16 protein-coding genes and 1 other RNA gene are annotated in these 23,146 nt (G+C 59.9%); 5 read left to right on the top strand and 12 right to left on the bottom strand.

The window, feature by feature from the left end; genetic code table 11:
* Positions 1–396: 396 nt before the first annotated feature.
* The 4 genes from R3F07_05970 to ilvE all read right to left on the bottom strand — a co-directional run bounded on the left by R3F07_05970 (position 397) and on the right by ilvE (position 5,811).
* Positions 397–2,880: an ATP-dependent Clp protease ATP-binding subunit gene (locus R3F07_05970; GenBank protein MEZ5275907.1), complete on the bottom strand. Its 2,484-nt coding sequence runs from the start codon at positions 2,878–2,880 to the stop codon at positions 397–399.
* A gap of 30 nt (positions 2,881–2,910) precedes the next feature.
* Positions 2,911–3,999: a protein arginine kinase gene (locus tag R3F07_05965; GenBank protein ID MEZ5275906.1), complete on the bottom strand. Its 1,089-nt coding sequence runs from the start codon at positions 3,997–3,999 to the stop codon at positions 2,911–2,913.
* Between the two features lie 3 nt (positions 4,000–4,002).
* Complete coding sequence (locus R3F07_05960) at positions 4,003–4,515, bottom strand: UvrB/UvrC motif-containing protein (GenBank protein ID MEZ5275905.1); 513 nt, start codon at positions 4,513–4,515, stop codon at positions 4,003–4,005.
* A gap of 429 nt (positions 4,516–4,944) precedes the next feature.
* A complete protein-coding gene (gene ilvE, locus R3F07_05955) occupies positions 4,945–5,811 on the bottom strand; it encodes a branched-chain-amino-acid transaminase (protein MEZ5275904.1) in 867 nt (288 codons plus the stop codon).
* Between the two features lie 646 nt (positions 5,812–6,457).
* Here ilvE and R3F07_05950 point away from each other — a divergent pair.
* Positions 6,458–7,231, top strand: a complete 774-nt coding sequence (locus R3F07_05950; protein ID MEZ5275903.1) for a prepilin-type N-terminal cleavage/methylation domain-containing protein — start codon at positions 6,458–6,460, stop codon at positions 7,229–7,231.
* 136 nt (positions 7,232–7,367) lie between these two features.
* On the top strand, positions 7,368–9,071 hold the full coding sequence (locus R3F07_05945; GenBank protein ID MEZ5275902.1) for a putative manganese-dependent inorganic diphosphatase: 1,704 nt from the start codon (positions 7,368–7,370) through the stop codon (positions 9,069–9,071).
* A 151-nt stretch (positions 9,072–9,222) separates the two neighbouring features.
* Here R3F07_05945 and R3F07_05940 read toward each other — a convergent pair whose 3' ends face one another.
* From R3F07_05940 to R3F07_05915, 6 genes are all read right to left on the bottom strand, one after another.
* The gene (locus R3F07_05940; protein MEZ5275901.1) at positions 9,223–9,567 is read right to left on the bottom strand and encodes a SirB2 family protein; all 345 of its coding nucleotides are present in this window, start codon (positions 9,565–9,567) and stop codon (positions 9,223–9,225) included.
* 429 nt (positions 9,568–9,996) lie between these two features.
* A non-coding RNA gene (gene ssrS / locus R3F07_05935) (6S RNA) lies at positions 9,997–10,177 on the bottom strand.
* Positions 10,178–10,655: 478 nt separating this feature from the next.
* Positions 10,656–11,171 (bottom strand): hypothetical protein, encoded by a 516-nt coding sequence (locus R3F07_05930; GenBank protein ID MEZ5275900.1) that lies wholly within the window; start codon positions 11,169–11,171, stop codon positions 10,656–10,658.
* 194 nt (positions 11,172–11,365) lie between these two features.
* Complete coding sequence (locus R3F07_05925; protein MEZ5275899.1) at positions 11,366–11,818, bottom strand: hypothetical protein; 453 nt, start codon at positions 11,816–11,818, stop codon at positions 11,366–11,368.
* Positions 11,805–12,200: an ATP-dependent Clp protease adaptor ClpS gene (locus R3F07_05920; protein ID MEZ5275898.1), complete on the bottom strand. Its 396-nt coding sequence runs from the start codon at positions 12,198–12,200 to the stop codon at positions 11,805–11,807. Before R3F07_05920 ends, R3F07_05925 begins: the two co-directional genes overlap by 14 nt.
* Positions 12,201–12,333: 133 nt before the next feature.
* Positions 12,334–14,100 (bottom strand): proline--tRNA ligase, encoded by a 1,767-nt coding sequence (locus R3F07_05915; protein MEZ5275897.1) that lies wholly within the window; start codon positions 14,098–14,100, stop codon positions 12,334–12,336.
* A 249-nt stretch (positions 14,101–14,349) separates the two neighbouring features.
* On the opposite strand from R3F07_05915, the gene R3F07_05910 reads away from it, so the two are divergent.
* From R3F07_05910 to R3F07_05900, 3 genes are all read left to right on the top strand, one after another.
* Positions 14,350–14,973, top strand: coding sequence for a hypothetical protein (locus R3F07_05910; protein ID MEZ5275896.1), 624 nt, complete (start codon positions 14,350–14,352; stop codon positions 14,971–14,973).
* 400 nt (positions 14,974–15,373) lie between these two features.
* On the top strand, positions 15,374–16,687 hold the full coding sequence (gene argA, locus R3F07_05905; protein ID MEZ5275895.1) for an amino-acid N-acetyltransferase: 1,314 nt from the start codon (positions 15,374–15,376) through the stop codon (positions 16,685–16,687).
* Between the two features lie 533 nt (positions 16,688–17,220).
* Positions 17,221–19,137, top strand: a complete 1,917-nt coding sequence (locus tag R3F07_05900) for a TonB-dependent receptor (GenBank protein ID MEZ5275894.1) — start codon at positions 17,221–17,223, stop codon at positions 19,135–19,137.
* Between the two features lie 96 nt (positions 19,138–19,233).
* Here the strand turns inward: R3F07_05900 and R3F07_05895 are convergent, their stop codons facing one another.
* Positions 19,234–22,098 carry a hypothetical protein gene (locus R3F07_05895; protein MEZ5275893.1) on the bottom strand — a complete coding sequence of 955 codons (2,865 nt, stop codon included), beginning with the start codon at positions 22,096–22,098 and terminating at the stop codon, positions 19,234–19,236.
* Positions 22,095–22,979, bottom strand: coding sequence for a hypothetical protein (locus tag R3F07_05890; protein ID MEZ5275892.1), 885 nt, complete (start codon positions 22,977–22,979; stop codon positions 22,095–22,097). Before R3F07_05890 ends, R3F07_05895 begins: the two co-directional genes overlap by 4 nt.
* Between the last annotated feature and the right edge of the window lie 167 nt (positions 22,980–23,146).

Genomic DNA, 23,146 nt, shown 5'->3' with positions numbered 1-23,146 from the left:
GCGTAACCACGGTGAAACGCCCCAAGAGACTGGGGCGACTACACCAGGCAAATACACCAACAAAAATTGCCAGTTCTGAGCCAAAGAATCTGCTTATCTTGGTGCCACTCAAGCTGACCCCTTTCTATTGTATTATTGTCTTTCGTCCCCACTGTGCCCCCGTGCCTCTGTGAGAATCACTCCCTGTCTGGTTTTTCTCTCACGGAGACACAAAGGCACAGAGCGAAAAGGGATCGCTGCCACGGTCCTGTCTCCGTCCAGACAATACACGGGGGTTACGCGGCAGGAGAGAGACTGCCGCGGGACATCTCATGATACCTCCTGAATACTACTCTTTAAGTCAGACCCTGTGCCTCCGGGCCTCTGTGAGAGATTCTCTCCCCTTACCCGGAGCCCTTACGTCTCTGACGGCGCTTCCGTGGCGGGTTCGTGCTGAACAAAAGTCAGGTGATCGCCGTCGCGGTCGACGTGGATCGGTTCGCCTTCCTTCACGTCGCCGCGCAGGAGGGCTTCCGCCAGTGGATCCTCGACCAGCCGTTCGATCGCCCGCCGCAAGGGCCGGGCGCCGTACTTCTCGTCGTACCCCTCGTCGATGATCAGGACCTTGGCCTCTTCCGTGAACTGGAGGGTCATGTGACGATCGACCAGTCGCTTCGAAACCGAGGCGATTTCCAATTCGACGATCCGGACGAGATCCTCGCGGGTCAGCGGACGGAAGACAATAAGGTCGTTGATCCGGTTGATGAACTCCGGCTTGAAGATCTTCTTCGCCTCGTCGAGCACCTTCTCCTTCATCTTGTCATAGTCGTCAGCCGCCGTGCGGGCCGCGCTGAAGCCCATCGAGGTCCGGCGCTGGATGACCTTGGCGCCGACGTTCGTGGTCATGATGATGATGGTGTTCCGGAAATCAACCGACCGGCCCAGACTGTCGGTCAGACGTCCGTCCTCCAGGATCTGAAGGAGGAGCTGGACCACATCCGGATGGGCCTTTTCGATCTCGTCGAAAAGGACAACCGAATAGGGCTTGCGACGGACGGCCTCGGAGAGTTGACCACCTTCCTCATAGCCGACATAGCCCGGAGGCGAGCCGATCAGGCGGGAAACGGAGAACTTCTCCATGTACTCCGACATGTCGACCTGGATGATCGAGTTGGGGTCGCCGAACATCTTTTCGGCAAGCGATTTGGCCAGCATGGTCTTGCCCACGCCTGTCGGGCCGAGGAACATGAACGAACCGATCGGCCGGCGCGGGTCCTTGAGGTCCGCACGTGACCGACGCAGGGCACGGGCCACCGCCGTGCAGGCGGCATCCTGCCCGATTACGATCTGCTGCAATTCCTTGTCGATGCTGAGAAGCCTTTCGGTCTCCCGCTTTTCCAGCCGGCTGAGCGGAATCTTGGTCCAATCCGCCACCACCTGAAGCATCTCATCCTCGTCAACCGTGATCCGCTTTTCCTCGCGGGTCCGCTTCCAGTCCTCGAGAACCTGCTCCTGCTTCGTGCGGAGCTGCTTCTCGCGATCACGGTGCTTGGCCGCTTCCTCAAAATGCTGTTTGCTGATCGCCTCTTCCTTGGTCGCGCAAACCGCCTCGATCTCGGTCGCGAGGGCCTCGATCTCCGGCGGACGATTGAGCGACGCGATCCGGGCCCGCGAACCCGCCTCGTCCATGATGTCGATCGCCTTGTCCGGCAGATACCGTGCCGTGATGTAGCGATCGGAGAGTTTGGCGGCCGCTTCAAGGGCACCGTCGGTGAAGATCGCCTTGTGGTGATCCTCATACTTGGGCCGGAGTCCTTTCAGGATGAGGATCGTCTCCTCGACCGAAGGTGCGTCCACCGTCACGCTCTGGAAACGGCGATCAAGCGCGCTGTCCTTCTCGATGTACTTGCGGTACTCGTTCAGGGTGGTCGCGCCGATGCACTGCAGCTCGCCGCGCGAGAGCGACGGCTTGAAGATATTCGAGGCGTCCATCGCCCCTTCAGCCGCACCGGCCCCGACAATCGTGTGGAGCTCGTCGATGAAGATGATGACGTTCTTGGCGCGCTTGATCTCGTCCATGACCGCCTTGATCCGCTCTTCGAACTGACCACGGTACTTGGTTCCGGCCACCATCAGGGCCAGATCGAGGGTGATCACTTTCTTGTCCGCGAGAATCTCCGGGACGATGCCGCTGGAGATTTCCTGGGCCAGGCCCTCCACGATGGCCGTCTTGCCGACACCGGCTTCACCGATCAGCACCGGGTTGTTCTTCGTGCGGCGGCAGAGGATCTGGACAACCCGGCGGATCTCCTGCTTGCGGCCGATGACCGGATCCAGCTCGCCCTTCTTCGCCAGCTCGGTCAGGTCGCGTCCGAATGCCTTGAGGGCGGGCGTCTTCAGCTCCTTCTTGTCCTCCGGCGTCTGGCCCCGGGGTGACGTCATCGCCTCCTCGGCTTCACCGGAAAACTGGGGATCAAGCTCACGCAGGATCTCATTGCGGGTCCGCTCGATGTCGACGTCGAGCGTCTTGAGCACCCGGGCGGCCACGCCTTCGCCTTCGCGAAGAAGGCCGAGGAGGATGTGCTCCGTGCCCACGTAACTGTGGTTGAGGGCTTTCGCTTCCTTGCCGGCGAGGGCGAGGACTTTCTTGACCCGGGGCGTGTAAGGGATGCTGCCTGCGCTCTTGCCCTCGGGACCGGTCCCGACCTGCTTCTCCACCGCCGAGCGGACGGTTTCAAGGTCGAGTCCCATTTTGACGAGGACGCTCACGGCCACCCCCTGACCCAACTTGATCAGTCCGAGCAAAAGGTGCTCCGTCCCGACGTAGTTGTGGTGAAAACGGTCGGCCTCTTTCCGAGCCAGGGCCAGGACCTGCTGGGCTCGCGGCGTAAAATTGTTCATCGGTTCCATGTAAATTCGGGGTTCAGGCGTTCACTCGGGCTCACCGCCAATCTTGAATGTGGGTTTTTCGACCTTCTCGAACTCGGAGCGAAGGTGGCTCGCCCGGAATCCATCGCGGTCTTTCGAATCGATCGACTTGCCGGCCAGATACTGAATGTGTCCGGGCTGGCAATCGATGAAAAGACGATCCACCGCCGTGCGCACCGTCTCCGGAAACATCTGGAAGTCAACGCCGAGGCGCACAAGGGAAAGAAGATTCATCGACTCTGCAGAGCTTAAAAGATGCCCATTCTGCAAAATCCCGTAAGCGCGGCCAATCTTGTCGAAAACCCGGCTTGATTCATTCTCAAGCAACTTCTCCCGCGCATTGATTTCCTGCTCGATGATCGTGTTCAGGACCGAGGTCAGGCGCTTGATGATCTCCTCCTCGCTTTCGCCCAGAGTGGTCTGATTCGAAATCTGGAAAATACTCCCGCTCGCGTCGGATCCCTCGCCGAAGAGACCGCGCACCGCGATCCCCAACTGGTTGACTGCCCGGACCACCTTCTCCATCTGTCCGGCCAGGACAAGAGCCGGCAGATGCATCATCGCGGAGGCCCGCATCGCCGTGCCGATGTTTGTTGGACAGGCAGTTAGGAAACCCAGCTTGGAATCGTAAGCGTAGTCGAGCTCTTCTTCGAGGGCCGAGTCGACCCCGTTGATCGTGTTCCAGACTTTTCGAAAATGGAAGCCGCCGCGCAGGACCTGGATTCGCAGGTGATCCTCCTCGTTGATCATGACGACATGCGACTGGTCGCGGCTGACCACGAGTCCGGAGCCGCCCTTGACCGCCATCAACTCCCGGCTGATCAGGTGCCGTTCGTGCAGGATCTGCTTCTCCAGTTCGGAAAGGTTGTCGATTTCCAGGCTGAAGCCCCGCTTCATCTGGGAAAGGCGGGCCACGGCCGGCAGGCACTTGGCCAGAATTTCCCGGCGCTGGGACTCTTTGGCCCATCCCGGAAAGGGATGCTTGACCAGATTGCGGGCAAAACGAATACGCGTCATCAGGACGACCGCGCCACGCTGGCCGGTCGTCTCAATCACATCGGAACGCGATTCCAATAAGGGGCCGATTTCCATGGGTCAATTGACTGCGCTGGACTCTGCGCTCTCCCGGACAAGCTTGATCTCGTCGCGGTAACGGGCCGCGTCCTCGTATTTCTCTTCGTTCACCGCAGCCTGAAGCTTGGCCTCAAGCTCGGCGACCCGTTCCGCCACGGAACGGCGGGCGATCGCTTTGGCCGGTACCTTGCCAAGGTGGGAGACACCCTTGTGCATATTGGCGAGAACCGGCTCCAGCAGAGGCATGAAGACCTCGTAGCAGGAGGGACAACCCAGTCGGCCGAGACGCTTGAAGTCCTTCTGGGTGAATCCGCAATGCTCACAGACAATACCCAACTCCTCGACCGGACCCCCACCGGCTTCGCCACCTTTGACCAGAAGGTCCGCCAGGGAGAATCCGTTCGGGTCCGTCACCCCTTTGGCGGCCGCACAGGATTCGCACAGGTCCAGTTTGTGAATCTGATTATTGACAATCTGGGTCAGGTGAACCGTCGCCGGTTTGTCGCAAAGGTCGCATTTGAGGGATTTTCCCATGAGTGCACTATACTACGGATGAAAGAGTTAATCGAATCCAGATCGCACCTCCGTTCGATTTCACAGGCAAATCACGCCAGCGGAAGGAGATCCGGGTCAGAAAGAACGTTCGGGAGAAGGGGCCCAAGTCATTAATCGGACACGCAACCCGATTCTGAGTGCCCAATCCCCCCGATATTGGCACAAGTCCCCTCGAAGGCAACCCATTCCCACCACCCGGGCGAATGCCCCTTTCAACTCCCCCCGGATGTAACCACCGCGCTCTGCCGCGGTGCCCCCACCCCTCAGGCACAACCTGTTCCGGTAGGGCGTGACCGCTGGGCGCGCCTCAAGTCTTCCACCCGCCATGTCCCGGCGTATCAAAGAGAAGCCGGATGACCTTCGACTTTTAGACCTTAAGACCTTCCGACCTTCTCGCGACCCGACTTCTCAGATCATCGTCCCATCCGTCGATACCCTCTCGTGGAAGGCTTCCAGGAAACGCGCCGTGACCGGACCGGGCCTGCCCGCCCCGATCTCTCGTCCGTCCACCTTGACCACGGGGACCACCTCGGCCGCAGTTCCGGTCAGGAAGCACTCCTCGGCGTTCCAGACATCGTAGCGGGTCAGGTTGCGCTCCTCCAAGGTCAGGCCAAGATCGGCCGCCAGTTCGAACATGACCTGGCGGGTGATCCCGCGCAGCGCGCCGGCCGCCGGGTCCGGGGTCATCACCCGGCCCTTGCTCACGATGAAGAGGTTGTCCCCGGTGCATTCGGCGACATGACCCTGGTCGTTCAACATGATGGCCTCAAGCGCTCCATGCTGGGCCGCCTCGATCTTGGCCAGAACGTTGTTCAGGTAATTGAGGGACTTGATTCCGGGATCGAGCGCGGCGGGTGACATCCGGCGGGTCGGCACCGTGATGATGGCGAGCCCGTCGCGGTAAATCTCCGTCGGGTAGAGCTGGATCTTGTCGGCGATGATGATGACTGTCGGCTGCTTGCAGGAGGCGGTCGAGAGCCCGAGGTTGCCGACCCCGCGGGTGACGATGAGCCGGATATAGCCATCTTCCAGACCGTTGACCCGGCAGGCCTCGCAAACCGCCTCGGCCATTTCGGCCCGGCTCAGCGGGAGTTTGAGCAGCAGGGCCCGGGCGGAAAACTCGAGGCGCTCGAGATGCTCATCGAGCCGGAAGACGCACTTCCGGTAGAGGCGGATCCCCTCAAAAATTCCGTCCCCGTAGAGCAGACCATGATCAAAGACCGAGATCTTCGCATCCGCCTTGTCCACAAAAACGCCGTCCAGATAAACCTTCATAAGCCGGCCAGATTGTGAAACCCGTTCGTCGGTGTAAAGCAGGCTTTCGGGGGTTACGGAAACGGGAAAAACACCAGGAAACAGAGAAGGCGCTGCACGCTGAAGGCCGAGACAGGGAAGCCAGAGTCCGGTTGTAGCCGCCCCAGTCTCTTGGGGCGTTCCGGGAAATCGTTGGCCCGGCAAGGGATGAGGGACCCAATCCCCCAGCACAGCACTCTCCGTTCCCTCTGTTCCCTCTTGTGAAAACCCCGAAGCATCCGTCTTGCCTTCTTCGCTTCCTCGTGTTTTCCCTGAAACCACTTCCCCTAACCCCGCCCTCTGACCTCCGCCCTCCGACATCCCCCTTTGACTTTCGACCTTCGACCTTCGACTTCCCCCTTACCCCCGTCCCAACACCCGATCTCGCACCTTCCATCTTCCATCTTCGTCGCAAACCTGTCCCGGCTCATCAAATGAGGTCGGGAGCGACTTCATTCGCCCATTCCCTACACCCATCGGGGATTCCCCCATAAGGCGTTCGGTGGAACACGAAACTCATAGGCCTTGTCACCCCTACCGATTGTATACTTGAATGGGTTCAGACCAGCCAACTCTGAAGAACCCAAAATCGCCGTCACATCCGCCGTTCCTCCTGTCCCCTAACTCTATGATCGCAAAAACCTTCCATAAGAAGCGCGCCGGCTTTACGCTCATCGAGCTTCTCACTGTCGTCGCCATCATCGGCATCCTCGCCGCCATCCTTATCCCCACCGTTGGCAAGGTCCGTGAAACCGCCCGCCGCACCGTCGACGCCAGCAACCTCCGCCAGATCGGCCAGGGCGCTTTGATCTTTGCGAATGAGAATAACGATAAACTGCCGGGACAGACCTACGTTATTGAAGCGGGTCGAGTTCTCAACGGTCCTTCTGGAGGTACCGCAATGACGCTGCACTACTACGCGGCGGCTCTGGCCACCAACGCTTCGCTGAACGATGCCGCGGTCTGGGTCAGCGGGAGCGATAATTCCACCAATCTGCCATTGCTTCCCTCGTCGATCTTCCAAGGTGCAACGACAGATCCGGATACAGGTGATCCGGTTCCACCCCAGATCAATGCTGCCTTCGACGGCAAGGATCTCTCGTTTGCCGTCATGCTGGGTCTCAATGTGAGCAGTCACCCTTCCACTACACCTATCGCATGGACCCGCGGATTACTGGCCACTGGACTCTGGTCGGACGCCAATGCAATTTACAATTCCGAAGGCGGCCACATTGTCTTTATGGGCGGCAATGTCGCTTTCTACCGCAACGTGGTCGATCGCCTCGTCATTCCTTCGTCCGGCGTGGCAACCAGCAACATCCAGGATGTCATTGATGCCGTCAATAACGGCAAAGCCTTGGATCAAGGCGACGGGCAAGTCTACGGCCCCGCCGGAGGTTGATCCCCGGTCCCATTCCCTTTCTCCCAAAGCCCGGCTCATCCAGCCGGGCTTTTTTCTTTTCCGGGTTGTCATGCAATGGAGTTGCTGAATTCTCCGGCTGGGTCTCCGTTACCTACAGAAACCCTACGACCCAACCGTGAACGCCATTCCCTCAACTTCCCCGGACACCACCTACGTCATCGGGCACCGCAACCCCGATGCCGATTCGATCTGCTCCGCCATCGCCTACGCCCACCTGAAGCGGCTGACCGGTGACAGCTCCTGCGTCGCCGCCCGCTGCGGCAACAGCAACGCCCGGATCGATACCATTCTCTCCCGCTTCAATCAGCCCCTGCCCCAATACGTGGGCGATGTCATCCCCCGGGTCGACGACATCATGGTCCGCGATGTGGTGAAGATCTCCGGGGAAACCACCTGCGCCGAAGCCCTCGAACTCATCGAAGCCCACAACCTGCGGGCCCTGCCCGTGGTCGACGACGACAATGTCCTGCAAGGTTTCATTTCCGTCTTCCAACTCGGCGGCTACTTCACCCCGAAGATCCGGGAACCACGCGAGATGCGCCATGTTTCGACCAGCCTCCCCGCCGTGGTCCGGGCCCTCAAGGCCAGGGTCCTCCATCTTGAGGACGGCGACGCCATCGAGGACCTCTACGTCAAGATCGGGGCCATGGACATCCGCTCCTTCGGGCGCTTCTCCCAGGCCGAGGATATCCCGCACAATCAGTCCATCATCGTGGTCGGCGACCGCTGGGACATCCAGCAGCGCTCGATCCAGATCGGCGTCCGTCTGCTCGTCATCACCGGCAATCTGGAAATCGATGAGGAGGTCATCCAACAGGCTCGCGACAAGGGCGTCAGTCTCGTGGTCAGCCCCTACGATTCCGCCACCACCGCATGGATCATCCGGACCGCCTCCACCGTCTCCCAGATCGTCGAGAAGGACTGCCTGACCTTCAGCGCGGACGAGAAGCTCTCCGAGGTCCGCCGACGGGTCGCCACCAACAGCCAGCCCGCCTACATGGTGACCGACGACGACCGCCGCCTGATCGGACTCTTCACCAAGACCAATCTCCTCGAGCCAACCCGCCCCCGGCTCATCCTTGTCGATCACAACGAGCTGAACCAGGCCGTCCCCGGCGCCGACCAGGTCGGCATCGCCGAGATCATCGACCATCACCGACTCGCCCCCCTCACCACCCAGCAGCCCATCCTCTTCATCAACGAACCGGTCGGCTCCACCTGCACCATTGTGGCCGACCTCTTCCGCCGCGACGGCCATAATCCGGGTGCCGACATCGCCGGGATCATGATGGGGGGAATCATCGCCGACACCCTCAACCTGAACAGCCCCACCTCGACTCCGAAGGACGGCATCCTGTTGCGCTGGCTCGAGGAGATCGCTGGGGTTGCGGCCGACGACCTCGCCAATCTCATCTTCTCCAGCGGATCCGTCATTCTCGGCCTCAGCGCCGACAAAGTCGTCCGCTCCGACTTCAAGCTTTACGATGAAGAGAGCGCCCGCTTCGCCGTCTCCCAGGTCGAGGAATTGGGCTTCGCCAATTTCTGGAACCACGCCCGGGACCTCGGCGACGCCCTCGAGGCTTTGCGCGAATCAGAAGACCTTCTCTTCGCCGCCCTCCTGGTAACGGATATCAACACCCAGAATTCCCTTCTCCTGGTTAAGGGCGAGCCGGTCCTGATCGAGCGCATTCCCTACCCCAACGTCGAACACGACGACATCTTCGACCTGCCGGGCATCGTCAGCCGCAAGAAGCAGCTCATCCCCTTCCTCACCAGCATGCTCAAGACCATGAGCACCGACGGACTCCTGGTCGGATGAAATGCGAGCTCTGGGTTGAGCAGAACTACCAAGGTGCCGAAGGCGAATAAGGAATTCGGAACAGACTTATGCGAAATCTCGGATTCTCGACCTTTGTCACCTTCGTCACCTTGGTAGTTCAATCCTACCTATGCCGGAACCATGCAGTCGCTCAGAACGGCTTGAAATAGACCATCACGACCGCGATCAGGATCAGCACGGTGGTGATCCCGAGAAAGAGCGGAGCCTTCTGCGGACGGCGGTAGACCATGCCCCCGAGTGCGGCCAGTCCAAGCCAGCAGACCATCTTGACGATCATCCAGCCGAGAAAGTGATTCTGGTAGACAACGGAGATCATTCCGAAGCCCGACACCAGAATGATCAGGCTGAGGATTCCGGTCATGATCATCATCAACCGCTTCTGCTCCGGCCGGGGAGACGCAAAGGCAAAGAAGGTCAATCCGGTCAACAGGAGGACGCTGAAAACGTGGAGCAGCTGGTAGATCTGAAGCTTCATATCACCGAAACCATGGTCGCCCCACGGTCCGGCTCAATCCTAAAGCGAGCCGAGCCCGCGAAGATGGCAGAACGACGCCAGAACCCATGCCCATCCACAGCCAAATCTGTAGGAGGGGCTTTACGCCTCGATCCGCCAGAACCCCTGCCCATCCACAGCCAAATCTGTAGGCGGGGCTTTACGCCTCGATCCGCCAGAACCCATGCCCATCCACAACCAAATCTGTAGGAGAGGCTTTACGCCTCGATCAACCATCGGATCGAGGCATAAAGCCTCTCCTACACGAGAAACCCATCCCCGATTCGGGCAAAAACCCACATGCCTACCCTCGCGTCCGACACCTTCGTTCCCTCGTTACCTTCGAGTTCAGATCCCAGAAAGCCGGAACTCCGCCGCATCGCGGCCCAGGAGACTGTCCTAGAAAAAAAAGCGCACCCCACGTTGTGCCGTATGTCAAATGGCTCTTATCCATTTTAAGCTAAGGTGGGGACATTCTCCGGCGCTTCAGTTTTCCGATGAACGGCATAACATCGACGCCAGAGGGACAGCCCCCTGTAAAGAAAAGTAGGCAAAGAGCGGTTATCAGACACCTCGAACACTGCAGGGTGCGCCTTAACCCTACCTATCGGCAAAGCCCCGTCAAATCTGAATGAACGATCGCGCTAAGGGAGGGGAAATCCCCACAAAACCCGCCATAAAAAGCCCTAAACCCGCAACGCGCTTTCGGCCCTTCCTGGGCTCCGGCGATCGTGCCTGACTGGGCCAGGCCCGGCGAAGCAAGGGCGCCTCAAGCCGCGGCTCTCCGAGCTGTATGGCTCTAAGAGCAGGAGGCCTTCGTTCCTTCGTTACCTTCGAGTTCAAATAGCCACTCCTTCACTTCGCCTGCCCTGAGCCTGTCGAAGGGTTACCTTCGAGTTGAATCCCAATCCGAAGCATCCATCACATCAGAATAGCCACCCCGAAGCAGCGCCTCCGGTTCCCGCTGTTCCCTCCTGTAAAACCCCCGAAGCACCCGTCTTCCCTTCTTCCCTTCTTTGTGTCTCTCCCGCGCCTCTTCGTGAATCAATCTGACTCCCGGCCTTCCGCGATCACCGGCTTCGTCCACCTCGCCGCAGAAATCGCTTCACCCATCCCCGGCCGAGGAATCCCAGAAGAACGGCATTCGCTCCCAGGATCCAGATCACACCGCGCGCGAAGCTGACCGACGCCGACAGCCGGATGCCAACCCCCAGCAAACCCAGTGCGATCACCAGGCCCAGCCAATCACCCCAGCGGCGAACCGGGGCTTTCGCCAGCAACACCAGTCCGGCGGCCAGGACCACTCCACCCGCCACGACGGCAAGCACGTCAAAACGAAAGGCGAGTTCCGCCCGCTGCTCCCCGCGTAAGGCCACGGCCAGGGCCCAGAAAAGGAATTGGTTGAAGAAGGCAAAGGCGACCCCGAGGGATATCACCAGCTGACGCGACACAGGCAGGTCTCCATTGCCCAACGGGATCTGGGCCGCCAGGGCACAGCCCGAGCAGCAGAAAACCGGCTGATCAGCCGTGTGTCCCTTTACCCGGACCGGAAGGCCGCAGAATGTGCAGGGGACCTTTTCCATCATTCATTCCACACCCGAAGGTATGATTGGCCTTTGAGATCCACCTGTGAAGAAAGTTCTGCGTCTTCGTCCAAAAAAATAACGTAAGTGCTTACCGAATTCCTGGTGCTTTCGCCGCGGTCTTTCATCTTCGGCCTGTCCCCGCCCAGCCCCCTCCCATCTGCCATCTTCGCGAGCTCTGCTCGCTCTCCCCCACCCTACCTGCCCTCATCCAGATGCCGGATGATGACTTCCTGGAAGGTGGCGAAGAAGAGGTAGACCTCAAAGCCGGTCTTGTCGGGTTCCGGCAATGACTCGAAGTCGAAGTCCGCGCCTTCCAGGGCGGAATCGGGAATATGGGTGAGAAGCACCTCGCGCACCTTCAGCCGGATGGCCGAAGCCGCCCGAAGGACGCGGTCCACCTCGGCGATATCGATGACCACCAATCCCGAATCCCGGAAATCATCACCGAAAATCCCCATCAGGTGCCGGCAGTCGTCGATCTGTGTATGAATCAATCCATGACACCAGATCTCCGCCAGTTCCTCGTCCTCCTCGGCCAGCGGAAGGGCGATGGCCGCTTCATGCTCGAGACGCTTCAGGACCGGCGCAATGAAGTCGAGGAGCGGCGCAACCACCGCCTGGTTCAGCTTCAGTTCAATGGCGTTCATCCTGTTCGAGGATGGCGGAAAGATGCCATTCCTGAAGGGTGTAGACATAGGTTTCCGCGCGTTCCCGCGGGCCCGACCAGACGACCGAACGCCCCTGCTCATGAACTTCCAGCATGTGCTTGCGCGCCTTGGTGTCATTGAATCCGAAGACCTTCTTGAAGACCAGCACGACATAGGACATCAGGTTGACGGGATCGTTCAGGACCACCACCTTCCAGACACTGGCGAGGGCGGTCTTCTCCACCGTCTTTATCTCCGGCGTCGCCGCCGGAGTGGCCGCTTGGGCAGTGGAGGGAGGACGGTCGACGGAGGACAGTGGACGGTGGACGACGATGGTCCGCCTGTCTCGAATCTGTAGGAGAGGCTTTATGCCTCGATCCATCAACCCGTTCGAAGAATCCATGTGTAGCCACTTCGCTGCGTCGAAGTGCCCCGGAAACAGACCACACGCCGGCCCGGCGGCGTCGCCACATTCCTGCGACGGGCTCAACCCATCCCACTCTCGTTCGCCCACGTCACCCATCACTTGATGCCCGCGCGACCTCGGCCGCCAGATGCGCGGCCGCCTCGGTGACGCCGATTTTCTTCACGTCCTTCTCGGCGCGCCACTTAAATTCGACGACTCCTTCCTTCAGTCCCCGGGCGCCGACCGTGATCCGCAGCGGGATGCCGATCAGGTCCGCGTCCTTGAACTTGACGCCCGGGCGCTCGTCCCGGTCATCGACCAGGACATCGGCGCCGGCTTTCTCCGCCGCGGCGGCCAGGATCATGGCGATCCCATGGGCCTCCTCCGATTTCGGATCCAGGAGGGTGATGAGCACCTGGTAGGGTGCGACCGACCAGGGCCAGATGATCCCGTCACCGTCATTGCCCTGCTCGATGATCGACTGCAGGGTCCGGCTGATCCCGATACCGTAACACCCCATCACCATCAGCCTGCTCTGCTTCTCCGCATCCGTGTAAACGGCCCCGAAACGCTCGCTGTACTTGGTGCCCAGCTTGAAGACATGGCCGACCTCGATGGCCCGCCGGATCTCCAGGGGCTCGCCGGAAAGCGGGCACGGTTCACCCGCCCGAACCCGGCGGAAATCGCCGAAACGATCCAGATCCAGATCCCGGCTCACATTGACATTGCGCACGTGAAATCCCTCGCGGTTGGCCCCGGTCACCCCGTTGCCGACCAGCTTGACCGCGTGATCGGCAAAGACCCCCGCCAGAGCGCCACGGTTGCGGATCGTTCCCCGGACCACACCCAGGCTGCCCGGGCGCGCGCCCATGACCGGCTCGATCTCCTCGGCCGTGGCCGCCCGCCAGACCTCGAAGCCGAGAGCACCGAGTTTGGCCTCCTCCAATTCGTCACTCCCGCGCAAAACCACCGCGAACGGCTTGCCGTCGCCGATGAAAACCAGGGTCTTGAACTGGTCCTCCGCCTTCACCCCATAGGGTTGTGCTTCCAGGCCCGCGATGGTGGTCACCCCAGGAGTGGCAAACTCTTCGATCGGGCCGGCCGGAGCCGCTTCCGGAAGATCCCCCGGCACGATCCCACTGGTCGCCTTCTCCCGATTGGCGGCGTAGCCGCTCGAATCACAATAGACGACATCATCATCACCAATGTCGGCGGGAACCATGAATTCATGGGAGAAACTACCCCCCATCACCCCGGTGTCGGCTTCGACGGCAATGAAATGCAGTCCGCACCGGCTGAAGAAGCGACGATAGGCCTCGACCATCTTGTGATAACTGACGGTCGCCGCATCGTCATCCACGTCAAAGCTGTAGCCGTCCTTCATGACGAACTCCTTGGCCCGCATCAGGCCGAAGCGGGGACGGATCTCGTTGCGGAACTTGGTCTGGATCTGAAACAGGTTCCGCGGCAGGTCACGGTAGGAGGACACCTCGCCGGCCATCAGCGGGGTGACGACCTCCTCGTGGGTGGGGCCCAGAACGTACTGGGGCTCGGCCGGGGCACGGGCGCCCTTCCCGGCGCTGGAGACGCTGAACATGACTTCCCGGACGGCATTCCAGCGGGGTCCCTTTTCCCAGAACTCGGCGGGGTGCACCGCCGGCATGAGGATCTCGATCCCCCCGGCCGCCTCCATCTCCTCCCGGCAGATCTGCTTGACCTTCTCCAGGACCCGCAGACCGAGCGGCAGGAAGGTATAAAGGCCCCCTCCCAGCTTTCGCACCAGGGCGGCCCGCATGAGCAGCTTGTGGGAAGTGATCTCGGCCTCGGCCGGGCTTTCCTTGAGAGTGGGAATGAGAGTTTGGGTCCAGAGCTTCATTACGAAAAGGTCACTTTTCTCATGATCTGGCACCCCAGGGCGAGCAGATAGAAGGGGAATTTTCTCGCGCGGAGACGCAGAGGCGCGGAGGAGGGACAGGAACCTACTGAGGAATGGCCACACCAAAATCCTCAGCGTCTCCGCGTCTCTGCGCGAGCAATTCTGAAGACAACATCCTGCCAAAGAGACACGGAAGGACAAAGCCAGACTTGCTTCGATCGATGCGATCTACACAAGGTTCTGGTTTTGATGAGCGAGACACCTCCAAAAACCCGCAAGCCCTGGCCCATGACCTGGGTGGTGATCGCCATTGCCGCCTTCATGGTCATCTACACCCTGGTCAACGTGGAGTTCCGCAAGGAGGAGGCACCCCACCAACCCTACGAGGAAGCCCAGGAACGGCAGAGCCGGTTCTTCGATTTCGATATGAATGGCTGGAAATGGCTCACCGTGGAGACAACCGATTCATGGGATCTCCCTCAGGGAAAAAACCCGGTGCAGGTGAGCACTCGCCCGCTCGAGGATCGGCTCGATCGCGAGCTGCCGGTCGAACTGGTCTCCGCCATCCCGAAACGCCCCCGCCTCATCCCGACCGTCGCCAGGGTCGAGTCCTACCCGGATGAAGGCACCGGCATCCGGGTCGCGATCACACCAGACCCGGATCAGGGCGATCCGATCCAGTTGGAGGGCTACCTCAAGGAGGGCCGACTCATCATCCTGGCGGTCGTGTCAAAGAAGGATCCTTCCGCTCCACCCCGCAGTCCCGAAACCCGGCTTGTCTTCCGGCTTACCCAGGGCGACGCACCCATCACCGCACCTCTTTCCGTCGCCCTCTACACCGAAGAAGCCGTCCACGAGTGGACCTGGGAATAAGGCAGGCAGGACCCGGAGAACCCGCCCCAAATTCCACTCTTCCAAATTCGCGAGGATTAGCGAAGATTAGCGGACCAAAACTTCTCCGACGCCTGACCTCAGACCTCTGATCTCAGACCTCTTCTTCAACCTCCGACCTCATTGTCCCGGCGTATCCCCGATTAGCCGGACGTCCTCTTCCTCGAAGAATCCGTCCACCGACCTCTGATCTCAGACCTCCGACCTCTTCTTCCACTCCGCCCTCCGCCCTCCGCCATCAGATCTCAGTCATCTTCTTCAATTCCCCTCCCCGGAGCATCCGTCTCCCGTTCTCAGTCCACAGTCGACCGTCCACCAGCGGCAAAGCCGCCAATCCCCCCGTCCACCATCTCCCATCTCCGCCGCAAAACGGCCGCCCCTCATGAGCCCAGGTTCTCCCACGCCCGTTTCCATCATCAAGCCGACCGACCTTCGGGGAATCCTCAACTACGTGCCCCGGTTTCAGGGTCAGACCTTCATCGTGGCCATGGATGGCAGCATCGTCGCCGACGAGAACCTGCCCAACCTGCTCCTCGATATCGCGGTTCTTCGCAGCCTGCACATCAGCGTAGTCCTCGTCCATGGCATTGGCCATCAATTGCGTGAACTCTCCGTCATCCGGAAGATCGCCATCAGCAACGTCGACGGCTCAGGACTGACCGATGCCGACACCCTCGACCTCGCCATCCGCGCCTCCTCACGGGTTTCCCACAAGATCCTCGAGGGCCTGACCCAGGCCGGCCTCAAATGCAGCATCACCAACGCCGTCCGGTCCGTCCCCGTCGGCGTGGTCAAGGGCGTCGATCAACAGCACAGCGGCAAAGTCGACCGTATCGACCAGGACTTCATCGCCCACCTGATCAAGTCCGACGTCATCCCGATCATCCAGCCGATCGGCTTCAGCCGCGACGGCCAGACTTTCCGGATCAACAGCGACATGCTCGCGGTTGAAGTCGCCAAGGCGCTTGGAGCCACCAAGGTCATCTTCCTCGCGCCCTATTCCGGTCTTGAGATCGGAGACAACCTCCGGCGGGACATCCCGGCCGAGGAGTTGGAGGCCCTGGCCGCCAAACATCCAGAAAAGCTCAACCCGAAGCAGCGGAGCAAGATCGAGTACGCGGTCAAGGCCGTCAGCGCCGGCATCCCCCGGGTCCACGTCATCGACGGGCGGGTCCATGACAGCCTCCTCAACGAGCTCTTCTCCAATGAAGGCGTTGGCACGCTCATCTATGCCAATGACTACCGGCAGATCCGTCGGGCGACCCGGCGCGACGTGCGGGCCATCCACAATCTGACCAAGGGTGCCGTCCTGCGCGAGGAACTGGCCTACCGTACTCAGCAGACGATTGAGAAGAATATCGACAATTTCTACCTGCTGGAAATCGACGGCAATCTCTTCGCCTGCGTTTCCCTGACCTATTATCCCGAACAACCGGATACCGCGGAAATCGGATCCCTCTTCGTGGCCCCGTTCTACCATGGGCGGGGGGCCGGTCGCAAAATGGTCGATTACGCCATCCGGGAAGCCAAGGCCAAGGGCGCCCGCAATGTCATCGCGCTCTCCACCCAGAGCTTCACCTTCTTCAGCCTGATCTGCGGATTCCGCGAAGCCGATCGGGATGTGCTTCCCGCATCGCGCCAGATCACTTTCGACAAGATGAAGCGCAACCCGAAGGTCCTGATCAAGACGGTCTAGAGGACTGACGCTGATCAACTGATGGGTACCTGGTATCCACGAGAGTATGTAGGAGAGGCTTTACGCCTCGATCCAGAGCCGGTCTGGACAAGAATCGAGGCGTAAGCCTCTCCTGCCCAACCCGTCAGATCATGCGTGTCTGACCACTAGAGGACGGTGAAAAAGAGGTCAGAGGGCGGAGGGCAGAGCGGGACATTCCGCCGTTGTGATTCGTCGGTTCTCTGTAGTTTTTCTGACAGCCTCCTGCCCCCTCTCCCTTTTGTGATTCTTGGTGCCTTGTTGTGGCCTGCATCCACCCGGATTCCTCTCTTCCGACCTTACGATTCTTCGTTTCTTGGCAGTTCCCTATCCCAATTCCTTTCTTCCGGATTCGGGCTGATGCGCTCTTGTGAACTTGTCGCTCCGCTCGGTACGCGTAGATTTGCGGTCCCATTAACTCTCCCTTTTCCATTCTCCCGCCTCAGCGCTTCGTTCCTTTCCTCCTCGTCGCCACCACCCTCCTGGCCCAAGTCAAAGAGGATCCACCGGTCCAGATGGAGCCGTATGCGATCGAATCCAGACGGCTCGAGGGACTCGACGGACCCGCTGGCCGATCCTCCGAGATCGCCAACGGCGGTGCTTCCATCGGTGCCACCCGGGAACTGCTTTCTGAAATCCCCGGATTGCTTCAGCACGACAACGGCGTCCGCGGCTTCACCGATCCGGTGGCCGCACGAGGTGTCACCAGCACGCCGATCATGAGTTCTCCGGTCATCGACCTGCGCTACGGTGAGTTCCCCATTGCCGCCGCCTACGCCGTCTTCTCCGCCCAGCCGGCCGGCATCCGTATCGCCCGCTCCCAAGCCGGTTCTTTCGAGTCCATCCAGTCCACCCAACCCGGCGGACGCATCGACATCGGGCCGCAGAATGCCGACGCCGTTGGCCCCGGCGGCCTCCTCACCGTCGAAGTCGGCGAGCGAAACGCCCAGGCCATCCGGGCGGAAGGTCACGGAGCCTTCGCCGGCGGCACCGCTTTGGGTTTCCTTTCCTGGTCGCAGGATGACGGCCGCCTCACCAATACCGCCCTCGACACCCGACCCGACTTCAAGGAGTCCCTCCACGGCGAAGCCCGGATGCAGTGGGGGATCGGTGACCGCTCCTCTCTCGTCGTCCAGCTCATCGGCGAAAAGTCCGACGACGGCGTCCAGCCTCTCGTCCCCCTTAGCACCCCTGGATACAAAGTCGATCGGCCGACCGAAGGGGAAACCGGACTGACCAACCTCCATTTCGGTCTGGCCTTTGAGCACGCCAACGAAGCCCTCCGCTTCACCAGTACGACGGCCGCCCAATACTGGAACCTCGATCCCTATCGGGGCACCATTGTCCTTCCCCCGACCCTCTTTTCCGATCTGACCAATCGAACGGGCTTCTTCTCCCAGGAATTCCAGGTGGAATCGCTCGATACATCCGAAGACACCTCCTGGACGACCGGCCTCGCCCTCCGCGGCATCAACCGGACCATCGACGTTGTCCGCTCCATCCCCGGATTCGGTCCGATCGAATGGTCGAAGACCGATCTCAACTCCCGCGGCCTGCTCGCCAACGGAGCGGTCCGCTTCAAACCCATCTCGGGAATGCGCCCGACTTTCGGCCTGAAAGTGGACGTCCAGGAGAGCTCGATGGACCGGGTTTCCACCGTCCCCCCCGCACCCGACGTCAATGAGAGCCAGACCGATACGGCCTTCCTGCCCTTTCTGCGACTCGACGGTCCGATTGACGCCGGGATGCCCTGGTCGGTCTCCCTCGTATCCGGGTGGAAACCGGGCGGTTACTCCTCATTCTCCGACCGCGCCAACCTGGTGGGCTTCGAACCGGAACGAACCTGGACCCTCGAAGGCAGCCTCGCATCGGATAAGGAGCGCACCATCGAGTTCACCGCCTATACAACGCTTTCAAACGACACCCAGATCGAGCGCTCCTTCACCGAGACCGACTACCTGGTCCGCAACGCCGAGAGCACGCACATCTACGGCGCTGAACTGACCGGGCACCACGAACTTCGCGAACACCTCACCCTGAGCGGACGCGCTTCCTGGACCCACGCCGTCTTCTACGACTACATCGATCCCTTCACCGGCACCGACTACAGCGGCAAAAAGGTGCCTTATGTTCCTGAATACGGATTGAATCTCGGCCTCGATTACCGCCCCGACCTCGGGTTCGCGGCGGGTGTCCAGATCCAGGTCATGGGACCCGTACCCTACGAGGAATCCAGCGATCCCACTTTCACCCAGGACGCCTGGGTGACCGCCTCAGCCTGGGCCGGCTGGCGCTGGCCCAGGGCGGAATTCACGGTGACCGGCACCAACCTCTTCAACGACGAACACTGGACCTCCATCGTCCCCGGCATCTACCACGGCGTCCCGGTCCTCCCCCGCCGCCTGAACGCCCGCTTCCGCTGGTTCTTCTGACCGAACCAGGAATCGCTTCCCCCCCTCAGTATCGTCCCACGTAGGGCCGGACCTCGGTCCGAGCCACCAATGGCCTCCAAAGCCACGGCCAACTCCTCAGATATCATCCGGCGAAAGCCACCGGAAATAGACGATCTCGAAACGCCGGCCGAAAGTGGCATTGACACCGGTCGGCGCCTCCCAAGGTCTATTCTCCGTCGGATCCACGTACTCCGGCAACCGCTGAACGAGTGCCTCACACCAGGCCCGGGCTTCGGTCAGACCCGTGATCGGATTCACGGCATCCCCATACGCACGGATCAAGAAGGTGTCCGACCTCGCCGAAAGAAATGGTGCCAGATTCCCAAGGACATCCGCCTGCGTCAGTCTCGAAGTGGCAAAAAACGGAAGGTCCGAGACGTCCGGGTTCAACGGCAAATCTGAGGGATTCGTCGGAGGGTCGGCGTAGGGATCGGGTTCACTTCCCACAGCCGCAATCGCCTGTTCCAGAATACCGGAGGCCGCGAATTCCTGAAGACTTCCGAAGGGGCGCCCCCTGGTCTTGATTGCTTCGACAATAAACCGGGCCATTTCATCAACTTGGCCGTCATTCTCGATTTCGTGGACACCTTGGATCCACGGATTTCCCTCAGGATTCAGGACATAGGCTGCTCCAAGGTTTGAACCGGTGTGCGGCAACCGGAAGAAGGCCCGATTCATGTTGGTCAAAACGACCGAACTGCCATCCCAATAGCGCCAGTTTCCATCAAAAAAACTTCCGCCCACAGCCGCCCGCCAGGCAAGAAAAGACGTCGAATTGATATTGAACATGCCTGAGACCAGCAGGTTTGCCGCGGCATGATCCTGAATATCTCCGTTGGTCGGCAACTCACCCGAAGCAGAGAGGATCGGCCGAAAGTAAACCGTACCCTCGAAGTCATCCAGCGAAACACTGGCCGAGGAGTCCGCACCGTAGTTGAAACTGGAGACAAACAATTCATCGAGGGTGGAAAACTTATCGGCCCCATATAGGTTGCCCCATTCAAGAATCGGTGTGTTTTCGCCATCCACACTTCGATACTCGGGAATATTCTGAAGCGCTCCCAGCGAGAGATTGGTACGCATTGGGAGGTCAAACAGCACGACCCGGTCCCCATCGTTCAGCAGGTCGTCAGTTGTATTGAAATCCGTGCTTGAGCCATCGCCAAGGAGCACGCTTGTCGACCTCAGCAAATCTCCCGTGGCACCTTCCTTCAAACCAAGCTGCCGGGGATCCTGATAGGGATCAGCATCATCGTAGCCCGAGGGATCCCGGATTCGACTGCTCAATCGCCAATGATGGTAGCGAGCACTGCTGCTGGTCAGTGAGACCGGAGGATTCACCACCTGGCGAAAGAAAACCGGGTCGGAATCTTCGGAACCTAATCGCCCGACAATTTCGATCGGCCGGAAGCCCGATCCGTCATGTGGAACCGTGGTCATCGTCGACGACGGAAGTACGTTGAAAACAGCCCCGGAAGAGTTCCTGGGGGAGATGCCGGAGAGGGGCGACCCGGACACCGACAACGGGGTCCCGGACACCACCAGGACCTTTCCCCCGCCCAGATCGATCCCGCCTGCAACTGGAACAACCAGGACTGCCGCCGTTTCGCCAGGAAAGCTGTTGATTGTCTCCATCGAATCGAGCCGACTGTTCCCGAATCCATGGACAATCTCAAAATCCGGCAGATTGCGGAATTCAAACCGAAGATCCGACGGCCCGAGCAAGAGATCTGCACCATAGGGATTCCAGAACTCGACCTGAAAAGTAACATTTACAAGATCCGGAATCGGAAAAAGGGGGAAATCAAACTGTATCACCAATTCCAGTTCGGAGACGACAGGTGCTACCAGGTTGACGGGGCCATCGACAGCACTGGACAAATCAACTCCCGACCAGGCAAATGGAGCGGTGTGAAACTCCGGCAGGTCAATATCCACTCCCGGCGGGCTGATTGGAGCGAGAGCGAACCAGGCGGCTTGAGGATCCAGGGATGCAGGATCACTCAGGTCAGCCTTCAGACCGCCCAGATCCGTATTCACCAAGAGGCCGAATGACTCAACGGTCGATTCGTGAAAGCGACGCCTGACAATCGCTCGGGTAATCGAATCGACGAAAGCCAGTTGATTGGGAGTCGTGAGTTTGCTGAGTGATGCGATCGTATCGACGGATTCGGGACCGGATATCTCCGCGAACACATCCTCATACCTGACACGTGGTCTACGCTGCTGGTCCCAGTCCTGGCGCCGATTCCCGGAAACATCCACCGGACGTAAGGATCGAATGCTGGCTTTGACCCCTTCATCACCCACCCAATAGGCATAGTGCCCAAATGTCGCGACCTCGCCCGGGGCAAGCCCTGGGATCCCGCCTGATTGAATCGGGACCCGTCTCACGATAATTCGAGGATCGCTCTCGGGATCAACGTAGGAGGAATCATAGAAGACCGTGTTGTGGAGAAGCCAGATGTTCTCATTGTCAAATGCCGGCTCCGCCATGAGAACTGTCGGGGCAAGCGCAGTGGGCGCTCCATCGACCTCGTTGCCCGATACCAGCCAGGTCAATGGACCGGCCGCAGCCGCCGCGGCATCCCACACTCCCGTCCAGTTCGGCGAATACACTCCATCCTCATGCACCTGAGGTGTATCCGGATCCGCGTCCAGAATCTCTGCTCTCGCCGTGACCCGTTGATCCGGACCCGCATACTGCTGAAGTTGGCCCAACGCCGTATTGAGTCCCAATACGGCATTCTGTCGGGCCCGGGCATAGCTCTGGGAATTGCGGTCGACTGCATATTCAACCTTGGTCAAAGCCGCTACCGAAACGAGAAGCAGAATAAGAAAAGTCAGCAGTGAAATGGTCAGAATGAGGGCAAATCCTCTCTTTCTGCCTGCAGGACTCCACCCGCCAGCCCCGGTCACGCTTTCGTCTCGTTCCTTCATCGCACGGGAAAGCGTCCGACGGTCTGGATCCGCCGAGTAAAGACACGGGAGTTCGCATCAGCGATCTCCCACCAATCCCCCTCAATTCGCCCTGCTTCCAAATTCTGAATTTCGCGGGCCCCTTCATCGGTCAGAATCCGGACCATCACCTCGATCACATCAGGAAACCGCCCCGCATCCCCGGCGACCGAAACCGTCGCCAAATGATCCGGATCGACGACTTGATTGGCCAACCCTCCGGATCCATCCGCCGGAAACACCAGCCGGAGGCCGCCTCCGTCCAGAACATAAAAACGAACCCCAAAATCGATCACGTTGTTTGCAAGAAGTGAATTCGTATGCGGCTTGATCACATTTCCAGGATCGCCCTCGTAACTGTCAGTCGCATCGTAGTAGCCCGTTCCCGCTGTCATTGTCAGGTCGAATCCCGTCTCAAAGGACCCATCGCGACCACTTGCTGATGAAGTCTGTCTGACTACCGACCGATAGAAAAGATAGCGGATTTCGGCGGGATTAGAATCCGGATTGTTGTTGTTCCCGCCGGATACATTTCGCCGTACAATCTGATAGGACACGGCGGTAGGTGCCGAGAGATCACGCAATTCCGTATTGGAATCCTGATGACCGGTGAAGAATCGCAACCACCCCCCCGCTTGGCCGTAGCGAGCGTCGGAGAGATCTGGCGCATTCAAGGTCAAGCTCTCGGGATCATCATTCGCCGGTTTGATCAGGACGGTATGCGATGGCAGGGAAGCTCGTAGCTCATACTGCCATCCGTGGCTGTCCAGATAGGTATCCGCAACGGCCGCCGTCTCTACGGAAAACGCCAGCCAGACCGCTCCATCCGGCTTGAAAACGGCGCCCTCCAGATCCGAGGCCAACTGGTCCAAAATCAGCCTAGCCTGCGATTCCGTTGATAGTGACCCCTGGATTCTCTGCCAACCTGAAGTGACCGCCGAGATCATGGCCACCAAAGGCTGACCAGAAAGATGGTGATTCCCGAAGCCACCATCAGCTCGACGAGTGTGAATCCGGATTGTCGGTTGTC

The organism is Opitutaceae bacterium, assembly GCA_041395105.1.
In the GTDB taxonomy this organism is placed as follows: domain Bacteria; phylum Verrucomicrobiota; class Verrucomicrobiia; order Opitutales; family Opitutaceae; genus B12-G4.
This window is presented reverse-complemented; position numbering and strand designations above follow the sequence as displayed.